The organism is Bradyrhizobium amphicarpaeae (genome assembly GCF_002266435.3).
Taxonomy (GTDB): Bacteria; Pseudomonadota; Alphaproteobacteria; order Rhizobiales; family Xanthobacteraceae; genus Bradyrhizobium; species Bradyrhizobium amphicarpaeae.
Window position 1 is genome coordinate 1,601,614 of the sequence record NZ_CP029426.2, and the last position, 18,189, is coordinate 1,619,802.

Sequence of the window (18,189 nt, forward strand, 5' to 3'; positions counted from 1 at the left end):
TTCGCTGGCAAAGACACGAACCCAAGCCATAACCCGGGCAAATTTAACGCGAAGCAAATGCACCTCCACGACAGCGCACGCGCCGCGGATATGCACGCCGCGCATGAAAGATGTCGGCAGGCTGTGCACGCTTGCATGCGGTTGCGCGAATTCCGCGGGAATGTGACCCGTAGTTGTACGGATGCCCGCGTTAGGGGTTTGCTCACCCGATTCACGTCAAACGAGTATCGGAATCAAGCAAGAGGCGGGGCAGCGATGGCGCTAAATCCCACGGAGCCGAGATGGTCGTTGCGGTTGCCCGCCGACTGCAGCATCGCGGCCATTCGCAATGTCTATGAGCTCATCCGCGAGGCGTTCAGCCGCCAGGAGCGGCTCGAGATCGACTGTTCGAGCGTCGACAAGGCCGACGTGACCTCGATCCAGCTTCTGCTGTCGACGGCCAAGACGGGGCAGGCCCAGGGCCGCCCGGTGGTGCTGACCTCTTTCTCACAGTCTCTTCGCAACACCCTTCGCCGCGCCGGCTTCACCAGCGAGGCGATGATCGATCAGCACTTCCCGCAAAAGAAAGATGGCATCTGATGGCCACGATTCTGACCGTCGACGATTCGCCCAGCATCCGGCAGATGATCAAGGTCGTGCTCGAGCCGGCCGGCCACAGCGTGATCGAGGCCGGCGACGGCGCGCAAGGGCTCGCCAAGGCCCAGGCCGGTAAACTCGACCTCGTCATCACCGACCTCAACATGCCCGTCATGAACGGGCTGGAGCTGATCCGGGCACTGCGCAAGCTACCGAGCGCGGTCGGCATGCCCATCGTGTTCCTGACGACCGAATCCAGTGACACGGTGAAGCAGGAAGCCAAGAGCGCCGGCGCCACCGGCTGGATCACCAAGCCGTTCAAGCCTGAGCAACTGCTCGCCGTGGTCGGCAAATTGGTGCGCGCATGAGCGTGATGGACCCGACCGAGATCTTTCGTCAGGAAGCCAGCGAGCTCTTCGAAGTTCTTGAAGGGGCCTTGCTCGACCTCGGCCAGCGTCCCGACGACCGCGAACTGGTCGATTCCGCCTTCCGCGCCCTGCACACGATCAAGGGTTCGGGCGCCATGTTCGGCTTCGACAAGGTCGCCTCCTTCACCCACGAATTCGAGACCGCCTTCGACCGCGTCCGCAAGGGCGAGATCAAGCCGACCCAGGAGCTGATCTCGGTCGCGCTCGCGGCCAAGGACTACATCCGCGCATTGATCGAAGATCCCCAGTCGACCGACGACATCATCGGCGAGGCGATCCTCGACGACCTCAAGCGCTTCGTGTTTCCCGACCAGCCTGCCGTTCCCGTCGCTGAGGTCGCCGAGGCGCCGCCGCTGGCCCCCGTCGAGAGCAAGCAGGCCGGCTGGCACCTTTATCTGGAATTCGAATCCCATATCCTGCGCAACGGCTCGAACCCGCTCGACCTGCTGGAAGATCTCTGCAAGCTCGGCCCCTGCTTCGTCGTGCCTGTCACCGACGGCATCCCGTTCCTCGACGAGATGGAGCCGGAAGACTGCTATTTGAAGTGGGACGTCAAACTGCACGCCGCCTGCGACAAGGACGCGATCGACGACGTCTTCATGTTCGTTTCGGACGAGATGAAGCTGACGCTGTCGCCGCTGGAGCATGTCGAAGCGCCTGCGCCCGCACCGCTGTTCCAGTTGCTCGACGAGGAGCTGGCGCCGGTGGCCGACATGCCCGCGCCGCCGGTCGAGGCCGCTGCCGCGCCCGTCGCCGAGCAGCCCGTCACAAAGGCGGAGCCGAAATCCGAATCGAAGCCTGAACCGAAGCTCGAGGCCAAGCGCGACGATCGCGGCATCGCCACCGTCCGCGTCCAGGCCGAGCGCCTCGACGAATTGATGGACCGCGTCGGCGAGCTCGTCATCGCGCAGGCGCGTCTGACCCAGCTCGCATCCTCCGGCTCCGATCTCTCGATCAAGATGATCGCCGAGGAAATCGAGCGCCTTGCCTCCTCTCTGCGTGACACCACGATGGGCGCGCGCATGGTGCCGATCGGCTCGCTGTTCGGGCGCTTCCGCCGCCTGATCCACGATCTGTCGCGCGATCTGTCGAAGCCGGTCGAATTCGTCACCACCGGCGAGGACACCGAGCTCGACAAGACCATGATCGAGTGCCTGGCCGATCCGCTGGTGCATTTGATCCGCAACGCCATCGATCACGGCATCGAGGATACCGCGACCCGTTCGGCCAACGGCAAGACCGAGCAGGGCCGGATCGAGCTCGCCGCCGTCCATTCCGGCGCGCAGGTGCTCGTCACCGTGAAGGACAATGGCGGCGGCCTCAACACCGCCCGCATCCGCGCGAAAGCGGAAGAGCAGGGGCTGATTGCAGCCGGCGCGGTGCTCACCGATCACGAAATCCATCAGTTCCTGTTCCATCCCGGCTTCTCGACCGCGCAGACCATCTCGGCGCTGTCAGGCCGCGGCGTCGGCATGGACGTGGTCAAGCGCACCATCGAGAACATGCGCGGTTCGATCGACCTGTCGACCCGCCCGGGCCAGGGCACCACCGTGACGCTGCGGCTGCCGCTGACGCTGGCGATCATCGAAGGTCTTCTGATCCGCGTCGGCGAGGGCCGCTACATCATTCCGCTGTCCGCAGTCGAGGAATGCATCGAGCTGACCGCCGAGGACGAGCGCTCCCGTGGCCGCAATTTCCTCAACGTGCGCGGCAATCTCGTGCCGTTCCTCCGGCTGCGCGAGATCATGAGCGCATCTGGCGCGCCGGACCGGCACCAGAAGACGATCATCATCTCGACCGGCGACACCCACGTCGGTCTCGTCGCCGATCAGATCATCGGCAACCACCAGACCGTGATCAAGTCGCTCTCCAAGCTGCATTCGGACGTCACGATGTTCTCCGGCGCGACCATCCTGGGTGATGGCACGGCGGCATTGATCCTCGACGTCGCGCAGCTCGTCGCGTTGGCGCAGTCGAAGGTCGAGAAGCAGCATATCAGCGAGGCGGCGTGATGAACGGTGGTTTGGCTGGCGAACGGCAGGCCGACGCGATGCAGGTCGTGATGATCGGCCTCGGCGAGGAGAAATTCGCGCTCGATGCCGGTCTCGTGCGCGAGATCATCGATCCTGTACCCGTGACCAAGGTGGCGGGCGCCCGGGCCTTCGTTCCCAGCGTGATCAACGTGCGCGGCAACGTCATTCCGCTCGCCGACTTGCGCATCCGCTTCGGCATGCCGCAGCTCGATGACACGGCCGAGACGCGCATCGTCGTGATCGAGCTCGATCTCGACGGCGAGCCGGTCCTGGTCGGCGTCACCGCCGACAAGGTCTACGAGGTCACCGAGATCTCGCAGACCGACGTGCAGCAGACGCCGCGCGTCGGCATGCACTGGAAGCCGGAGTTCATCCGCTTCATCGCGAAATGGCGTGAAGAGTTCGTCATCGTTCCCAACATGGAACGCATTCTGAATTGAAACGAGGGTCTCGGGCGAGACTTGGGTAGGGGCTGAAGATGAGATTTACGGTCAAGGCAAAGCTAGCCGTCGCGTTCGGCGTGGTCCTGCTGCTCTCGATGTCGGCGGGCGGCCTCGCCTATGTGAAGCTCAGCGAGATGATCGACACTGCCGACAATCTGGTGTCGCGCGCCGGCCGGATGGACCGTGCGGCCGAGATCGAGAAGGGGATCCTGACACAGGTTAGGTCCGAGAAGAATCTGCTTCTGGCATCCGACAACGAAGCGGACGGCTTCGTTGCCGAGATCGCCAAGCAGCGCGAGGCCCTTCTCAAGCTGAAAGAAGAGATTCACACCGCGGCCTCCCCGGAAGGCAAGAAGCTGATCGAGAATTTCGGCGCCGCCTACGCCCGGATGAATGCCGTTGAGGACGAAGCGCTCAAGATCGCCCGGACTGACAGGCCGAAAGCCATCGAACGCTCTGCGGTCGAGGTTCGAAAGGCGGTCCGCGAGGCAATGGATGCCGCCAACGTCTATGTCAGCAACGCCAAAAAGAACATGGCCGACCAGGCGCTCCAGGCGCACGAGGACGGCAATCGCGCCCACGTCATGCTGGTCGCTGCGGTGGTCGCATCGCTCGTGATGGGTCTGGCCGCCGCGATCTGGATATCCCTCAGCATCTCCCGCGGGCTCGGCCGTGCGGTCGGCCTCGCCGGTGCCGTGGCGGCCGGTGATCTTACCCAGACGATCAATATCTCCAGCAATGACGAGATCGGTGATCTCGTCAAATCGCTGAACTCGATGGTCGAGAAGCTTCGCCGGGTCGTCGAGGAGGCTCTCACCGCTGCCAGCAACGTTTCCGCCGGCAGCCAGGAGCTCTCGGCCAGCGCCGAGCAGCTCTCGCAGGGCGCCACCGAGCAGGCCTCGTCCGCCGAGGAAGCCTCGTCCTCGATGGAAGAGATGGCCTCCAACGTGAAACAGAACGCCGACAACGCCAACCAGACCGAGAAGATCGCCGCGCGATCGGCCCAGGACGCCGAAGCCAGCGGCGTCGCCGTCGGTCGTGCGGTCCAGGCGATGCAGACGATCGCCGAGAAGATCACCATCGTGCAGGAGATCGCGCGCCAGACCGACCTGCTCGCGCTCAACGCGGCGGTCGAGGCCGCACGCGCCGGCGAGCATGGCAAGGGTTTTGCGGTGGTCGCCTCTGAAGTGCGCAAGCTCGCCGAGCGGAGCCAGGCAGCAGCCGCCGACATCGGCACGCTGTCGACGGAAACGGTGAAGGTCGCTCAGGAAGCCGGCGACATGCTGTCCAAGCTCGTGCCGGACATCAAGAAGACGGCGGAGCTGGTGCAGGAAATCACTGCCGCCTGCCGCGAGCAGGACGTCGGTTCGGCCCAGATCAACCAGGCGATCCAGCAGCTCGACAAGGTCGGCCAGCAGAACGCCAGCGCGTCCGAACAGGTGTCTTCGACGTCGGAGGAGCTCGCCTCGCAGGCCGAGCAGCTCCAGTCCACCATCTCGTTCTTCCGCATCGAGGATGCGCGCAAGGAGAAGACGGCGGCCGAGCCGATCGACCGCGCCGTCGGACAGCTCCGGGCCAAGGCTGCGCACATGGCGGCCGCCGATCGCGGCACCAAGAAGCCGGCGCCTGCCCGCAAGCCGGCGCGTGCGATGAAGGTCGCCGGTGGCGGCGGCTTCGCCTTCGACATGAACGACGGCGAAGACGATCGCGACGCCGAGTTCCAGCGCTGATCAACCGGTCCGGCCTAGTGCCGGACCGCACTCATTTCCAAATCCTCGGAATCCGGACCGCATCATGGCCGCAACTTCGCAATATCTGACGCTCGGGCTCGCCGGCGAGACGTTCGGCATCAGCATTCGCAACGTCCGCGAAATCCTCGACATGCGGCCGATCTCCCGGCTTCCTCACGCACCGGACTTCCTGCTCGGCATGATCGACGTGCGTGGCAGCGGCTATCCGATCGTCGATCTCCGGAACAAGCTCGGCCTGCCGAGCGTGGCCGCCACGGAAGCAACCCGGATCATCATCCTCGACGTGCCGATGAAGGACCGCTTGGTCGGCGTCGGCTTCGTTGCCGACTGCGTCTTCGAGGTCACCGACATCGACGAGCAGGCCATTGAGCCGATCCCCGAGGTCGGCGGCAAATGGCAATCGGACTATGCCGCCGGCATCGGCCGAAAGGGCGAAAAATTCGTCGTCATCTTCGACCTCGCCAAGCTGATGGCGCGCGACGAGATCCCGGAAGGGCGCGAGTCGCCTCAGGCAGCCTGAGTTCCAGTTAAGCGTGACCGAGCGTAACTCCCTCAATTCGAACCAACGAGACTGAAATGCGATTCACCGTCAAAGCCAAGCTCGCTAGCGCCTTCGGCATGGTCATCCTCCTGTTCATTGTGGCCGGTGCCGTCAGCTACATGAAATTGTCCGACATGGCCGCGACCACGGAGTCCATGGTGCTTCGTGCCAAGCGCATGGAGAAGGCAGCCGAAGTCGAGAAGATCATCTTCCAGCAGCTCCGGGCCGAAAAGAACGCCATTCTGGGAACGCCGGCCGAGGCCGATGAATTCGCCGCGAACGCAGCCAAGCTCCGCGACGACGCCACGAAGACCAAGGACGAGGTCTATGCGATGGCGAGTGAAGGCGGCAAGAAGCTGCTCGACAACTTTGCCAGCGCCTTTGCCAGGATGAACGCCTATCAGGAGGAGACGATCAGGCTGGCGAAGACGGACAAGACGAAGGCGACCGAGCGATCGATGGGTGACGGGCGCAAGGTGGTCGCCGACGCGACGGAAGCGATGGGTGCCTATGTCACGAACACCAAGAGGCAGATGGCGGAGCAGGCCGCGCAATCTCAGGAAGACAGCCGCCGTGCCCAGCTGATCCTCATCGTCCTGGTCGTGGTTTCGTTGATCGTTGCCGCAGTCGGTGCGATCTGGATTTCCATCAACATCAGCCGGTCGCTCGCCAAGGCAGTCGGTCTGGCAGATGCCGTCGCAATCGGCGATCTCAGCCAGAAGATCGACAACGTCGCCAACGACGAAATCGGCGATCTCGTCAAATCCCTCAACGCGATGACAGCCAATCTGAACGCCACCGCTGCTATCGCCAACGAGATCGCGCATGGCAACCTCACGGTCGAAGCCAAGCCGCTGTCGGACAAGGACACGCTCGGTCTCGCGCTCGAGCGCATGGTGGAGAAGCTTCGCCAGATCGTGTCGGAAGCCCTGACCGCGGCGCAGAACGTCTCCGCCGGCAGCCAGGAACTCTCGGCCAGCGCAGAGCAGCTCTCGCAGGGCGCGACCGAGCAGGCTTCGTCCGCCGAGGAAGCGTCCTCCTCCATGGAGGAGATGGCCTCCAACGTGAAGCAGAACGCCGACAACGCCAGCCAGACCGAGAAGATCTCGGCGCAATCGGCCAAGGACGCGGAAGCCAGCGGTGCCGCGGTCGGCCGCGCCGTCAACGCGATGCAGACCATCGCCGAGAAGATCACGATCGTGCAGGAGATCGCCCGCCAGACCGATCTGCTCGCGCTCAACGCCGCGGTCGAGGCCGCCCGCGCCGGCGAGCACGGCAAGGGTTTTGCGGTGGTCGCCTCCGAAGTGCGCAAGCTCGCCGAGCGCAGCCAGGCGGCCGCAGCCGAGATCGGCACGCTCTCGACCGACACCGTCAAGGTGGCACAGGAGGCCGGCGCGATGCTCTCCAAGCTCGTCCCCGACATCAAGAGGACCGCCGAGCTGGTCGAGGAGATCACCGCGGCCTGCCGCGAGCAGGACGTCGGCTCGGCCCAGATCAACCAGGCGATCCAGCAGCTCGACAAGGTCGGCCAGCAGAACGCCAGCGCTTCCGAGCAGGTGTCCTCGACCTCCGAGGAGCTCGCTTCGCAGGCCGAACAGCTTCAGTCCACCATCGCTTACTTCCGCATCGAGCAGGGCGGAAAGGGGCAGGCCGCGCCGATCGACCGGGCGGTGAGCCAGTTGCGGGCCAAGGCTGCGACCATGGCGGCGGTCGAGCGGCCGGCCAAGAAGCCGGCGGCCAAGCCGGCCCGTGCCCTGAAGGCTGCCGGTGGCGGCGGCTTCGCCTTCGACATGAACGACGGCGAGGATGACCGGGACGCGGAGTTCCAGCGCTGAACTGCTTCGAGGATCGGCCCCCGACGGGGGCCGATCTGCTTCCGCAATTGTGCACGAGTTTAGGATCCAAGATGGCCTGTCCGGCCCGACATTCAGTACAGGCGGCCATCGGGGCCCGGAGCAGGCGGACGTGATGCCCGCCCTGCAGGATACGGCCGTGCATCTGTCGGACCGCCACTTCCGGACCATCGCCGAATTGATCGAGGGCCAGGTCGGCATCAAGCTGCCGCAGGGCAAGCGGCTGATGCTGGAGGGGCGGCTGCACAAGCGCGTGCGCGCGCTGAATTTCTCCGATCTCAACGAATATGTCGACAACCTGTTCGAGGCGGATCTTTTCGACAACGAACTCACCCATCTCATCGACGTGGTGACGACGAACAAGACCGACTTTTTCCGCGAGCCGCAGCACTTCGCCTTCATGCGCGACGTCGCGATTCCCGGCCTGCTCAAATCGCATGGACGGAAGAACGCGAACCTGAAGATCTGGAGCTCGGCGAGCTCAACCGGCATGGAGGCGTACACCACCGCGATGGTGCTGGACGACATGACGCGGAACGGCTCGCGCTTCCAGTACCGCATTCTCGGGACCGACATCTCGACCGCCGTGCTGCGTCTCGCCAAGACCGCGATCTACACGCGCGACGTGCTCGGCCCGGTGCCGGAGCCATTCGTGAAACGTTATTTTTCGATGTCGCGGGACAAATCGCGCGGCGAGGTGCGGGTCGTACCCGAGTTGCGGCGCATGACGCACTTCATGCGGATGAACCTGATGGACAAGTCCTACCCGGTCGACCGCGACGTCGACATTATTTTCTGCCGCAATGTCTTGATTTATTTCGAACGGGAGACGCAGCGCAAGGTGGTCGAGCAATTGTGCAGCCATTTGCGGCCCGGCGGTTACCTGCTGGTCGGGCATTCGGAATCGATGATCCACAGTGCAGTACCCGGTCTGAAGCAAGTTCAACCAACCATTTTCCAGGTCTAGCCGGAGCGCCGCCTAAAATGCCGAAGCAGAAAGTTCGCGTGCTGATCGTGGACGATTCGGCGTCGGTGCGCCAAATCCTTCTCACGATCCTGTCCGAAGACCCCGACATCGAGGTGATGGGAACGGCCTCGGATCCGTTCGTGGCAGCGCGGCGTCTGCAGGACGAGATTCCCGACGTCATGATCCTCGACCTCGAAATGCCGCGCATGGACGGCATGACGTTCCTGCGCAAGATCATGGCGCAGCGCCCGATCCCGGTGATCATCTGCTCCTCGCTGACCGAGGAGGGCTCGAACGTGATGTTCGAGGCGTTCGAGGCGGGCGCGGTCGACATCGTGCCCAAGCCGAAGATCGACACGCGGCAGGCGCTGCTCGAATGCTCGACGCGGTTGCGTGAGGCGGTGAAGTCGGCTGCGCGCGCGCGGGTGCGGCCGCGTGCGGAACGCCGGGCCATCGAGAAGAAGCTGACAGCCGATGCCATCATCCCGCCGCCGGTGCAGAGCAAGGTCCGGCCGACGACGGAGCGCATCGTCTGCATCGGCGCTTCGACCGGCGGAACCGAGGCGCTCAACGACGTCCTCGAGATGCTGCCGGTGCATTGTCCGCCGATCGTCATCGTCCAGCACATGCCGGCAGGGTTCACCGCGGCCTTTGCCAGGCGTCTCGACGGCGTCTGCCAGATCAGGGTCAAGGAAGCCGAGGACGGCGAGCCGGTGCTGCCGGGTTGCGCCTATATCGCGCCCGGCGCCCGCCACATGCTGCTTCAGCGCATCGGTCTGCGCTACCAGATCGCGATCAAGGACGGCCCGCCGGTGTCGCGCCATCGCCCCTCCGTCGACGTGTTGTTCCGCTCGGCGGCCCAGCATGCGGGCGCCAATGCGCTCGGCGTCATCATGACGGGCATGGGCGACGACGGCGCGCGCGGGATGCTGGAAATGCGCAAGCTCGGCGCCTCGACGCGGGCGCAGGACGAAGAGAGCTGCGTGGTGTTCGGCATGCCCAAGGAAGCCATCGCCCATGGCGGTGTCGAGAAGGTGGTTTCGCTGCATCACATTCCGCGAGAGATCATGCTCTGGTACCAGGCCGGACACGCCGCGGTGGCAGGCTGATGGCCATGTCTGTCGTTCCAGCCAACACGCTCACCGAGGCAACCGCCGCGATCGAGGACGTCTCCTCGCGCATCGAGGACGTCTTCGCGCGCGTCGGCCACGAGCTCGGACGCGGCCACCTCATCTTCAAGGAGCTGAACCAGGGCCTCGCCACGCTTTCCGGTGAGCTCTCGGGCGCCGAGATCGAGGGCGCTGCAACGGCGCTGCAGGAGATCGCCGCGCGGCTGAGCGAGCTGGCGCAGGCGCTGCCGGCGGAGAGCACCCTGCTGGAGACGATCGGCAAGAGCACGGCAGAGGCATCCTCGCTGCTCAAGCCGCTGTTCAAGCATATCGGCATGATCACCATCATCGCGCGCAGCGCGCGGATCGAGGCGGCCTCGCTCGACGGCGACCGCGAGGGCTTTCTCGCCTTCACCCAGGAAGCTTATGATCTCGGCAAGGCCGTGCAGCGCTCGATCGAAGGCTGCGCGCGGGACCAGCAGCGCCTGTCCGAGGCGGTCGCCACCGCCTCCGGCCGGCAGAAGGAATTCGAGAGCCGCTACCGGGCCCAACTGGTGTCGGAGAGCGCCGAGCTCGGCGCGGCCTATTCAGGATTACGCGACCAGCGCAGCAAGAGCAGCCATCTGGCCGACCGCGCCAGCTCCAGCACCCGGAAGATCGCCGAGGCGGTCGGCGGCGCCATCATCTCGCTGCAGGCGGGCGACAGCACGCGTCAGCGTCTCGAGCACGTGTCCCACGGCATCAGGCTTGCGTCGCAATCCGCGCCGAGCCTCGTTCCCACGCCCGTGACGAGCGACGACGGCGTGCGTGCGATTTGCCGGTTGCAGGCGGCCCAGCTCAGGGATGCCCAGCGCGAGTTCGGCGGCGACGTCGGCCAGATCGTCGGCGCGCTGACGGCCATCCTGCACGATGCGGGCAGCGTCGTCGGCCACGGCCGCACGCTGTTCGGCGGCGAGGACGGCGGCTCGTCGTCGTTCCTGACGCGGATCAAGCAGACGCTGGCGCACGCCTCGACCCTGATCGCCACCTGCGAGAGCGCGGGCCGCTCGGTCGACGAGGCGCTTGCGATCGTCGAGGACACGCTGGCGAAATTTCGCCAGGCGATCGCCGGGCTTGCCGAGGCGACCGTCGACATCACGCTGATCGGAATGAATGCCGGCCTCAAGGCGAGCCATCTCGGCAGCCGCGGCAGCGCCTTCGTCGTGATCGCCAACGAGCTCAAGGCGACCGCCGACCAGGTCTCCGCGGGCGCCGGGCGCCTGCGGCCCGTGCTCGACGCTATCGAACGCTCGGCGAATGAGCTGAGGGAGCTGCGCGTGCAGGGTGATCCCACCCAGCTTGCCAAGCTCGAGCCGCAAATCCTTCAGGCGCTGCGCGAGGTCGAGGCGGGCAATGAACGGCTCGGCAAGCTGATGAGCCGGCTCGTGGACGAAGGCGCGGAATTCGAGCGGCTGATGAACTCGGCTCAGGGGCAGATGACCGGGCTCGGCGACAGCTCCGCAGCCTTGCCTGCGGTCGCCACGCGGCTCGAGACGGCGAGCACAGGCGCGCAGCGGCTACAGCCGGAGCTGCAGGATCAGGCGATCCTCGACGATCTCTTCGCGCGCTACACGATGGAGCGTGAGCGGGACGTTCATCGCGAATTCCTGCAAGCGCTCGGACTGGCGTCGATCGCCGCCACGCGCCGGGTCGAGGCGGTCGAGACCGTGGATGACGGCATAGAATTGTTTTGACGGCGCCGTCGCGGGCTGCGGTGTCAATTTGAAGGGTTGGCTTTGCGGGGCGTTAACCGTGCCGGCATGCTCGCCGCGTCGGTCATTGTCGCGCCCCAGAGTTGGTTGCAAATACCAGTGAATATTACAACGGGTGTTTCCATGATGCGAGACGGCAAATACGCGGCCTGGTTCAGGACCCCGCGCGGCCAGGGCACAGGTATCGTGCATCTTGCGGACGGACGGATTTCCGGCAGCGACAGCTTCATCACCTATGGCGGCTCCTATCGGTTCGACGACGACCAGCGCTTCACTGCCGTCCTGACCACGCAGCGCTATGCCGAGGGTCCGCCGACCGTGTTCGGGCTGGACGAAGTCGAAGTCAGCCTCTCGGGCGTGTGCACCGGTGTGATGGCGACCTGCTCCGGAACGGCGAGGCAAGCGCCCGACGTGATGTTCGAGGTGACGCTGATCTACTGCCAGGAAGAAGCGCCGGCGACGGAGGCTCGGTGCGCCGTCGTGAAGCTCAATGACAAATTGCCCAAGGGTCTCGACAGCCGTTCGCGACCGCGCCAGTTTCCTGTGCCTTCCAGGCCACCCGCATCTTAGTCTTGCGTTGACGCTATCGCAGCGAAGCGGGCTGCGACCGCGCCGCGGCAACGGTGCATTTAGGCGCGGAACGTTACGATGAGGCCGCAATCAAGGACGGACGAAACATGCCTCAGATCTGGATGACATACGACGAACTGGCGACGCTTTGCGACTGTCCGCCCGCAGAAGCCAGAATGCGGGCCATCCATCTGTCGCTCGACCGACGCAAGAGCCGCGACGGCGCAACGCGCGTCAAGCTTGACCTCGCGCTGACGGCCAAATTCTTCGCCTCGGTGCGCGAAGCGGATTTCGATCTGGACGGCGCCATCGCCGCGCTTCAGAGCACGCACAGGCAGATGGCCGAACTCCTGACACCGACCGGGTTCCGCGAGCGCGGGGCGGCCTGAGCACTGCGCCTCATAGTGCCGGGCTCGCCGCAGGAGCAGCCCCCGTCGATCTCCGCTGCCTTTTCGAATCAGGCATAGTCCTGTCTCCGGAATTTCAAGCCGGGGGCCGGGGTTTCAACCCTAACGGGCCTGAGAGCCCGCAGGAGAATGCCATGAGGAAAGCCAGGTATCGGGTCGGCGTAACGCTGGCGGGAACGGTGATGTTCGGCGGGATGCTTATCGTCACGTCCGCGCCGTCACGTGCGGAGGTCGTCAAGCTGCAGGCCGACCTCAAGGGCAGCAATGAAGTGCCTCCGAACGGTTCCTCCGGTTCAGGCAAGGCTGAGGCCGCGTTCGACACCCAGAGCAAAGTCCTGACCTACACGGTCACCTATGCCGCTCTGACTGGTCCGGCGCTAGGCGCTCATTTCCATGGTCCGGGTGAAGCGGGCAAGAACGCCGGCATCGCCTTGCCCTTCAAGACGGTCCAGAGTCCCATCCAGGGCAGCGCCACGCTCACGGATGCCCAGGCGGCGGATCTGTTGGCCGGCAAGTGGTACGCGAACATTCATACGGCCGCGAACCCGGGCGGCGAATTGCGCGGGCAGATGATGAAGTAGGGGGAGATCGCCGGAGGCGCTGAAGACGTTGTCAGCGCCTTGAGCCTCAGGCTGGCGGCCGAGGCAGGAAGGCGAGGATCGTCTGGGCGAGGATGACACCGAAGGTTCCTCCCGCCGCCTTTTGCAGCACGTCCAGGAAGCCCGGATCCCGATCCGGGGTCAGCGCTTGCAGAACCTCGAGCCCCATTGCGACGGCCAGGACCAGCGAGCAAGCCAGAACCAGCCGGCCGGGCAACAGGAAGGCCAGCAGGAATCCCAGCAGGCCATAGGCGCTGAAGCGCTCGATGACCACGATCCAGTAGGCCTCGCTATGTCCCATCAGCGCCGGCCGTCCCGCCAGCCTTGCCAAGGTGGCATAGACGATCAGGGCGAGACAGATTCCTGCGGCTGCGATGAGGTGATTACGGCGCATGGCCCACCATAGCCGCTCGGGCGCGGTCCCGCTTCGAAAGACGAGAACATCGTTAAAGGACCCCGCCGATCTTCCGCATCGCGGACTGCCTGAAACCTGGCCGCAATCGCCGGCGGGGAGTCCGTCCGGGGACGATGGTCAGGCCACCAGGACGTCGCCGGCCGGCGCTGCGGATGCGGAGCGGCGGCGTGAATCGACCAGCTCGCTGAATTTCGCAAACGGCAGCGGTGCGGCGACGAGGTAGCCCTGTCCTTCTTCGACGCCGGATGCGATCAGGGCATGGCGCTGCTCCTCCGTCTCGATGCCTTCGGCAACGACCGTCATCCGAAAGTCCCTGGCGAGCGCGACCAACATCTCGACGATCGTCGTGGTCGAGGCATCCACGGTGATGGTGTCCACGAAGAATTTGTCGATCTTGATCGTGTTGGCGCCGAGCCCCTTCAGCCGCGACAGACCGCTGTGGCCCACGCCGACGTCGTCGATGGCGACGCGGAAGCCATGGTCACGCAGCTCGGCCACCACGGCTGCTGCGTGCGCGAGATCGTCGAGCTCGTCGCGTTCGGTCACTTCGACCACGATCTGGCGTGCGGAGATTCGCGCTGCCAGGACCGTGCGGCGCAGCGTCTCGACGAAGCCGGCACTCAGCAGGTGCTTGGGCACGACATTCACGGACATCTTGAAGGTCTTGTCCGCCCTCAGCACGCCATGCAGGTCGGCGAGCGCCGATTTCAGGATCTGCCAGGTCATCACCTGGATGCGCCCGCTGGATTCGGCCAGCGGAATGAAGTTCATCGGCGGCACCACCGAGCCGTCCCGACGAACCCAGCGCGCCAGAACCTCGCAGCCCGTGATCTGGCCGCTCCTGAGGTCGAAGATGGGTTGGTAGTATGGCTTGAATTCGCCGGCCGCGAGGCCGCGATCGAGATCTGCGACCGGCCCTTCCATCCGGCGGCTGCGTGCCAGCAGGATGCCGAACAGTGCACCAAGGCCAAGGGCGACTGCGAGCGCCGGCCAATAAGCCTCGCTGTTCCAGCTCGACAGCACCGCGTGCTCGAGCCGGATCGTGGCGTGAAGCGGGAAGCGCGTGGAATGCTTGTCGAAGCTGATCGGCCCTTGTAAGGGCTTGCCGGCATCGAGCCGAAACTCGCCGAGCTTCTCGCCATTGCTCAAGGCGAGGATCACGTCGCTGTGCGCGCGCAGCTCAGCGGGCATGAGATCGAACAGGCCGGCGTTGAGGCCGACGATGGCGACCAGCGCGGAGCTGCGATTGACGTCTCCGAGCACGCCCAGCGCGTCGCCGCCGAACTGTTCCACGCGGAACAGCGAGAGCTTCCTGTCGTGTGAGGGCAGCATGTCGCGGCGATCCGCCCATCCCTTGTCGAACTCGAGCGTTTCGGAATAGGCCGAGCAGATCACCGATCCGTCCGGGTTGACGAGACGGACGTCCTTGATCGCCGAGCGCTGGTAGACGTGGAGCCGGATGGCTTGCAACGCTGCCGGCGCGCAGCTGGCAAGATCGCGCTTGGCGAGCTCGTCGAGGCTGGCTGCGGCAAAATCAACCGCAAATTCGGAGCGGCGCAGAACGATCTCGGTCAACTCGTTGAGCTGATGCACCTGTTGATGGCGAATGACGGCCTCTGCCGCGAAATGCCCAGCCAAGCCGAACGCCATCGTGCTCGCGAGGACGAGCGCCGCAAACGGAAGGTTCGATCGCTGGTGTCTCATCCGGTCCGGGTGGAATGAGGAGAGGCGGGGGACTGAGCGTCGGAATTATCTTTGGAATTGATCCTAGCCAGCGAGGGCTAAGATAGGGTTTAACGGGCAGACCGGCCTGGAAGGGCTACCAAGTGGTTTGCCCGACCGATGGTCAGCGCGGCCTAAGCATGAAAGTTGAGCAGTATGATCAGGACGTTAAGCCTCCTCCTGTCGTTGATCGTCGGAAGCTCCGTGGCCTCCGCGCAGGGGACAAAAGACCAGCCGGCGGGCAATCAGCCCACCACCCGCAGCGGCACCGCGACGAATTCCGGTTCGGACAGCATGGGTGGAGCTTTCAAGGGGACGGGAACACCCAATTACGGAACGAGCCCCGGGATGGGCTCCCAGAAGAAGACGCGCAACTAGGTCTGACGGCCGGGCGGACCGAAGGCGGGACGTTTGGCGCGTCACCGGGGGCGGGCGTGAATGGCCCCTGGATAAGGTTGGTCGGACCTGTGGCTGTGTGGCGCGGCGGGATCGCGGGTGGCCCGCAACCGAAGCACCACGAAGGCGATATTGGCCGCCAGCCAAATCAACATTGCGGAAATGGCAAAATGGAGCACTGCCAGACCTCACTGCGAAGTCTGGATAAACATCCAATGGTTGCTTTGGTTCCGTTCTGCAAAAAGCTGCACGGGTTCGCCGAGGTGTCGACGCGGCAGCGGACGTGGAAAGCTGGCCCGAGCTGTTCCAGGACTAGCTCTTCTTGCCCGTCTTCTGCTTCAGCGAAAGACCAAGCCGCAATGCCATGCGCTTGATCGCATCAGGCGAGCGGCCGAGAACTTTCGCCGCCTCTTCCAGCGAAGCCGAAGACTTCGCCAGCTCCATGAGCCGGCGGTCTTCTTTGAACGACCAGGGCTTGCGCGCCATAACCGAAATGATCCTCTTGTCGGGACAACGACAAAGCCGCCAAGCGACCCATGTTCGCTCGACGGCTTTGCTTGGGTGGGGCCGGGCTTGGGGGAGCCCGGTGCGAGGATGGATATGCGATCGGTGAGACTTCGCAACAAACAACGCGGGTTAAGCTAACCGCTCAACCTTACCGCGACGAAATCGACGCGTGACGCTCCGTAGTACCACGGTATTTCGCCGGCGAATCCGGTGCGCGTCCTCCGACGGCCGTTCTCCGCACCGGTCAACGTTTGAAGCGCCAAATGAACGAGGGTTCATGGTGCCGGCGCAACGAGTTCTGGTAAAAAGAACTGCGCCTCTTCTCCGCGCTCTTCGCCCCGTGCGCCGACCAATCTTCAAGCATCACGTTGCACAAACTTCATCTTCGTCTGACAAAACTTTCAGCGGTCACGATCTTGAAGTCGACACAACGAAAAGATGAAAATGAGCGCGGGAGGAACGTTCCGCAAACGTGGGAACATTCCAAATGTTAGCTGCACTGGTCTTGATTTCGATTTTCGCAGCGGGTTTTGGCTGCGGCTATGGTGTAAGGGCGTGGCGCTCGAAAAGGCGATCGGCGCGATACCGTCTTTATGCGCCCTATACCCCTGCTGCGATGGACACCGGTCGAGGCCAGCGGCCATCCTAAATCTTGCGGCGAAGCGCGCTGAATGGTCGTGGCCGCGAAGTCGAAATAACCACGTGTGGTTAGGTTAACTCGTCGCCGTCCTTGAGCGCCTTGGAACGGCAGCCTAAGACGGATCAGTTCATGACGAGCGTTTGGCCGCCTCGATTTTTCCGGGGCGCGCAGGTAGGCATAGATGACGTATCTCATTGCGTTGCTGGTGGCGACAACTTGCGCCCTCATCTCGATTGCGTTTGTTTGCACCTATGGTCGGCATCTGAAGGATCTTCCAGGTCCCTGGATCATGACCGAGGGTCATTCAAATGATTGATCAACGGCACAACGCGCCCCGCCGGTATTTCGTTGACGGGCAGGGGCATCGCGTTCTGATCGGCCTGTCGCTGGAAGAGACGGCGGAATTCGAAGCGCTGGATGTCGCCGAGACGGAGACGCCGCAAGTCGTGACCGAAACCGGCATGGGCCAGCGAGCCGCCGCGGTTGACGACGTTCGATGGCTGGAGCTCTATTCCAAGCACGAAGGCGCCTGGCGGGTGTGGATCGCACGAAGCCAGACGGAGCGGACGCCAAATTTAGGCTTTGTTAACTATGCCTGACCGATGGTGGCGGCTTAGATTTCGACAATGGGGATGGCCCACATGTTTCAGCTGTTCCTGAGAGCGCGCGCACACAACCTGCTCGGCTCCCGCCGCGAGGACAAGGTCTTCAAGGCCCGCTCGGCCGAGCGCGATGCGGAGACCGACCGCGCGAGGATCGGCGCCGTCATGGCCGCGATCGACACGGCACTCCGAGATGCGGAGAGCGAGCAGGCCGGCCTCAACCGGCGCGTCGATGACGCACTTGCACGCGCATCCGTTACCTTCGGAAACGGCACCGATGAATATCTCGAGCGTGAGGCGCTCGACAACCATCACCAGGATCTCTTCGCGGCCGACATCTCCAACGGCCAGCGCCGGCTCAAGGAGTTGGCCAGCAGCATTGCGCACCTGAAGTTCGTCAAGACCGCAATGCTCACCCGCTTTCCGAATTTCAAGCCGCCGCAGCTCAACAGCTAGCCGGCATCGAGGATCTTGCTGCCCGCTTGCCATCCTTCGCGACGCAGACAGTGACAATTCGGTGCTGCTTTGCCGTTTGGTGCTTCGATCCTTTTTGCTATGGTCTCGGCAAGCGTTCATGTTTGAAGGAGCAACGACGTGCCGGTCAGGGATATGCGAAGGTTGGTTGGATTGGCATGGGTGTTGACATTGGCGGCGCCGGCGACGGCGTCGGCCATCACGGCCGAAGTGGCGCGCGCATGTGACGCGGCGGTGGCCAAGGCCTATCCGCCCAGGCAAATCGGCAACCCGGCGGCCGGCAGCACCAAGGGAACGGCCAAGGATCAGCGCGCATACTACCAAAAATGCGTCGCGAACGACGGCAAAGTCGACGACGCGCCGGCAGAGGCGCCCAAGGACAGCAAGCCCAGTAAGTAGCCGTCG

General features: G+C 64.2%; 19 protein-coding genes. 16 read left to right on the top strand and 3 right to left on the bottom strand.

The genetic code is table 11. The features are described 5' to 3' along the window. Nucleotides 1-255 precede the first annotated feature (255 nt). The 13 genes from CIT40_RS07740 to CIT40_RS07800 all read left to right on the top strand — a co-directional run bounded on the left by CIT40_RS07740 (nucleotide 256) and on the right by CIT40_RS07800 (nucleotide 13,010). A complete protein-coding gene (locus CIT40_RS07740) occupies nucleotides 256-579 on the top strand; it encodes an STAS domain-containing protein (protein WP_094895292.1) in 324 nt (107 codons plus the stop codon). After that, nucleotides 579-944 carry a response regulator gene (locus CIT40_RS07745; protein WP_094895293.1) on the top strand — a complete coding sequence of 122 codons (366 nt, stop codon included), beginning with the start codon at nucleotides 579-581 and terminating at the stop codon, nucleotides 942-944. Before CIT40_RS07740 ends, CIT40_RS07745 begins: the two co-directional genes overlap by 1 nt. Continuing rightward, entirely contained in the window at nucleotides 941-3,016 is a 2,076-nt protein-coding gene (locus CIT40_RS07750) for a chemotaxis protein CheA (protein WP_094895294.1), read from the top strand. The genes CIT40_RS07745 and CIT40_RS07750 overlap by 4 nt, the downstream gene beginning before the upstream one ends. After that, nucleotides 3,016-3,477 carry a chemotaxis protein CheW gene (locus CIT40_RS07755; protein WP_162307397.1) on the top strand — a complete coding sequence of 154 codons (462 nt, stop codon included), beginning with the start codon at nucleotides 3,016-3,018 and terminating at the stop codon, nucleotides 3,475-3,477. Before CIT40_RS07750 ends, CIT40_RS07755 begins: the two co-directional genes overlap by 1 nt. Before the next feature lie 38 nt (nucleotides 3,478-3,515). After that, complete coding sequence (locus tag CIT40_RS07760) at nucleotides 3,516-5,210, top strand: methyl-accepting chemotaxis protein (RefSeq protein WP_094895296.1); 1,695 nt, start codon at nucleotides 3,516-3,518, stop codon at nucleotides 5,208-5,210. A gap of 64 nt (nucleotides 5,211-5,274) precedes the next feature. Next, nucleotides 5,275-5,751, top strand: coding sequence for a chemotaxis protein CheW (locus CIT40_RS07765; protein WP_094895297.1), 477 nt, complete (start codon nucleotides 5,275-5,277; stop codon nucleotides 5,749-5,751). A gap of 56 nt (nucleotides 5,752-5,807) precedes the next feature. After that, on the top strand, nucleotides 5,808-7,607 hold the full coding sequence (locus CIT40_RS07770) for a methyl-accepting chemotaxis protein (RefSeq protein WP_094895298.1): 1,800 nt from the start codon (nucleotides 5,808-5,810) through the stop codon (nucleotides 7,605-7,607). 130 nt (nucleotides 7,608-7,737) lie between these two features. Then, nucleotides 7,738-8,592, top strand: a complete 855-nt coding sequence (locus tag CIT40_RS07775; protein WP_094895299.1) for a CheR family methyltransferase — start codon at nucleotides 7,738-7,740, stop codon at nucleotides 8,590-8,592. Nucleotides 8,593-8,609: 17 nt separating this feature from the next. Next, the gene (locus tag CIT40_RS07780) at nucleotides 8,610-9,701 is read left to right on the top strand and encodes a protein-glutamate methylesterase/protein-glutamine glutaminase (RefSeq protein ID WP_094895300.1); all 1,092 of its coding nucleotides are present in this window, start codon (nucleotides 8,610-8,612) and stop codon (nucleotides 9,699-9,701) included. Nucleotides 9,702-9,706: 5 nt separating this feature from the next. Continuing rightward, on the top strand, nucleotides 9,707-11,434 hold the full coding sequence (locus tag CIT40_RS07785) for a chemotaxis protein (protein WP_094895341.1): 1,728 nt from the start codon (nucleotides 9,707-9,709) through the stop codon (nucleotides 11,432-11,434). A 141-nt stretch (nucleotides 11,435-11,575) separates the two neighbouring features. Continuing rightward, entirely contained in the window at nucleotides 11,576-12,022 is a 447-nt protein-coding gene (locus CIT40_RS07790) for a hypothetical protein (protein ID WP_094895301.1), read from the top strand. A 176-nt stretch (nucleotides 12,023-12,198) separates the two neighbouring features. After that, nucleotides 12,199-12,411, top strand: coding sequence for a hypothetical protein (locus CIT40_RS07795; protein ID WP_244611922.1), 213 nt, complete (start codon nucleotides 12,199-12,201; stop codon nucleotides 12,409-12,411). A 152-nt stretch (nucleotides 12,412-12,563) separates the two neighbouring features. Next, on the top strand, nucleotides 12,564-13,010 hold the full coding sequence (locus tag CIT40_RS07800) for a CHRD domain-containing protein (RefSeq protein WP_094895303.1): 447 nt from the start codon (nucleotides 12,564-12,566) through the stop codon (nucleotides 13,008-13,010). 46 nt (nucleotides 13,011-13,056) lie between these two features. Here the strand turns inward: CIT40_RS07800 and CIT40_RS07805 are convergent, their stop codons facing one another. The 3 genes from CIT40_RS07805 to CIT40_RS07815 all read right to left on the bottom strand — a co-directional run bounded on the left by CIT40_RS07805 (nucleotide 13,057) and on the right by CIT40_RS07815 (nucleotide 16,047). Next, on the bottom strand, nucleotides 13,057-13,422 hold the full coding sequence (locus CIT40_RS07805; protein ID WP_094895304.1) for a VanZ family protein: 366 nt from the start codon (nucleotides 13,420-13,422) through the stop codon (nucleotides 13,057-13,059). Between the two features lie 138 nt (nucleotides 13,423-13,560). Further along, the gene (locus tag CIT40_RS07810; RefSeq protein ID WP_094895305.1) at nucleotides 13,561-15,147 is read right to left on the bottom strand and encodes an EAL domain-containing protein; all 1,587 of its coding nucleotides are present in this window, start codon (nucleotides 15,145-15,147) and stop codon (nucleotides 13,561-13,563) included. 726 nt (nucleotides 15,148-15,873) lie between these two features. Further along, nucleotides 15,874-16,047: a hypothetical protein gene (locus CIT40_RS07815; RefSeq protein ID WP_167443332.1), complete on the bottom strand. Its 174-nt coding sequence runs from the start codon at nucleotides 16,045-16,047 to the stop codon at nucleotides 15,874-15,876. A 969-nt stretch (nucleotides 16,048-17,016) separates the two neighbouring features. Between CIT40_RS07815 and CIT40_RS07820 the strand changes: the two genes are divergently transcribed. The 3 genes from CIT40_RS07820 (at nucleotide 17,017) to CIT40_RS07830 (ending at nucleotide 18,183) form a co-directional block, all read left to right on the top strand. Then, entirely contained in the window at nucleotides 17,017-17,307 is a 291-nt protein-coding gene (locus CIT40_RS07820) for a hypothetical protein (RefSeq protein ID WP_094895307.1), read from the top strand. A gap of 42 nt (nucleotides 17,308-17,349) precedes the next feature. Continuing rightward, on the top strand, nucleotides 17,350-17,766 hold the full coding sequence (locus tag CIT40_RS07825; RefSeq protein ID WP_094895342.1) for a hypothetical protein: 417 nt from the start codon (nucleotides 17,350-17,352) through the stop codon (nucleotides 17,764-17,766). A gap of 138 nt (nucleotides 17,767-17,904) precedes the next feature. Continuing rightward, nucleotides 17,905-18,183: a hypothetical protein gene (locus CIT40_RS07830; protein WP_244611924.1), complete on the top strand. Its 279-nt coding sequence runs from the start codon at nucleotides 17,905-17,907 to the stop codon at nucleotides 18,181-18,183. The last annotated feature ends 6 nt before the right edge of the window (nucleotides 18,184-18,189 follow it).

Coding starts and splice junctions, on each gene's coding strand:
- CIT40_RS07740 (WP_094895292.1), top strand. CDS start 256: ATGGCGCTAAATCCCACGGAGCCGAGATGGTCGTTGCGGTTGCCCGCC.
- CIT40_RS07745 (WP_094895293.1), top strand. CDS start 579: ATGGCCACGATTCTGACCGTCGACGATTCGCCCAGCATCCGGCAGATG.
- CIT40_RS07750 (WP_094895294.1), top strand. CDS start 941: ATGAGCGTGATGGACCCGACCGAGATCTTTCGTCAGGAAGCCAGCGAG.
- CIT40_RS07755 (WP_162307397.1), top strand. CDS start 3,016: ATGAACGGTGGTTTGGCTGGCGAACGGCAGGCCGACGCGATGCAGGTC.
- CIT40_RS07760 (WP_094895296.1), top strand. CDS start 3,516: ATGAGATTTACGGTCAAGGCAAAGCTAGCCGTCGCGTTCGGCGTGGTC.
- CIT40_RS07765 (WP_094895297.1), top strand. CDS start 5,275: ATGGCCGCAACTTCGCAATATCTGACGCTCGGGCTCGCCGGCGAGACG.
- CIT40_RS07770 (WP_094895298.1), top strand. CDS start 5,808: ATGCGATTCACCGTCAAAGCCAAGCTCGCTAGCGCCTTCGGCATGGTC.
- CIT40_RS07780 (WP_094895300.1), top strand. CDS start 8,610: ATGCCGAAGCAGAAAGTTCGCGTGCTGATCGTGGACGATTCGGCGTCG.
- CIT40_RS07785 (WP_094895341.1), top strand. CDS start 9,707: ATGTCTGTCGTTCCAGCCAACACGCTCACCGAGGCAACCGCCGCGATC.
- CIT40_RS07790 (WP_094895301.1), top strand. CDS start 11,576: ATGATGCGAGACGGCAAATACGCGGCCTGGTTCAGGACCCCGCGCGGC.
- CIT40_RS07795 (WP_244611922.1), top strand. CDS start 12,199: ATGCGGGCCATCCATCTGTCGCTCGACCGACGCAAGAGCCGCGACGGC.
- CIT40_RS07800 (WP_094895303.1), top strand. CDS start 12,564: ATGAGGAAAGCCAGGTATCGGGTCGGCGTAACGCTGGCGGGAACGGTG.
- CIT40_RS07805 (WP_094895304.1), bottom strand. CDS start 13,422: ATGCGCCGTAATCACCTCATCGCAGCCGCAGGAATCTGTCTCGCCCTG.
- CIT40_RS07810 (WP_094895305.1), bottom strand. CDS start 15,147: ATGAGACACCAGCGATCGAACCTTCCGTTTGCGGCGCTCGTCCTCGCG.
- CIT40_RS07815 (WP_167443332.1), bottom strand. CDS start 16,047: ATGGCGCGCAAGCCCTGGTCGTTCAAAGAAGACCGCCGGCTCATGGAG.
- CIT40_RS07820 (WP_094895307.1), top strand. CDS start 17,017: ATGATTGATCAACGGCACAACGCGCCCCGCCGGTATTTCGTTGACGGG.
- CIT40_RS07825 (WP_094895342.1), top strand. CDS start 17,350: ATGTTTCAGCTGTTCCTGAGAGCGCGCGCACACAACCTGCTCGGCTCC.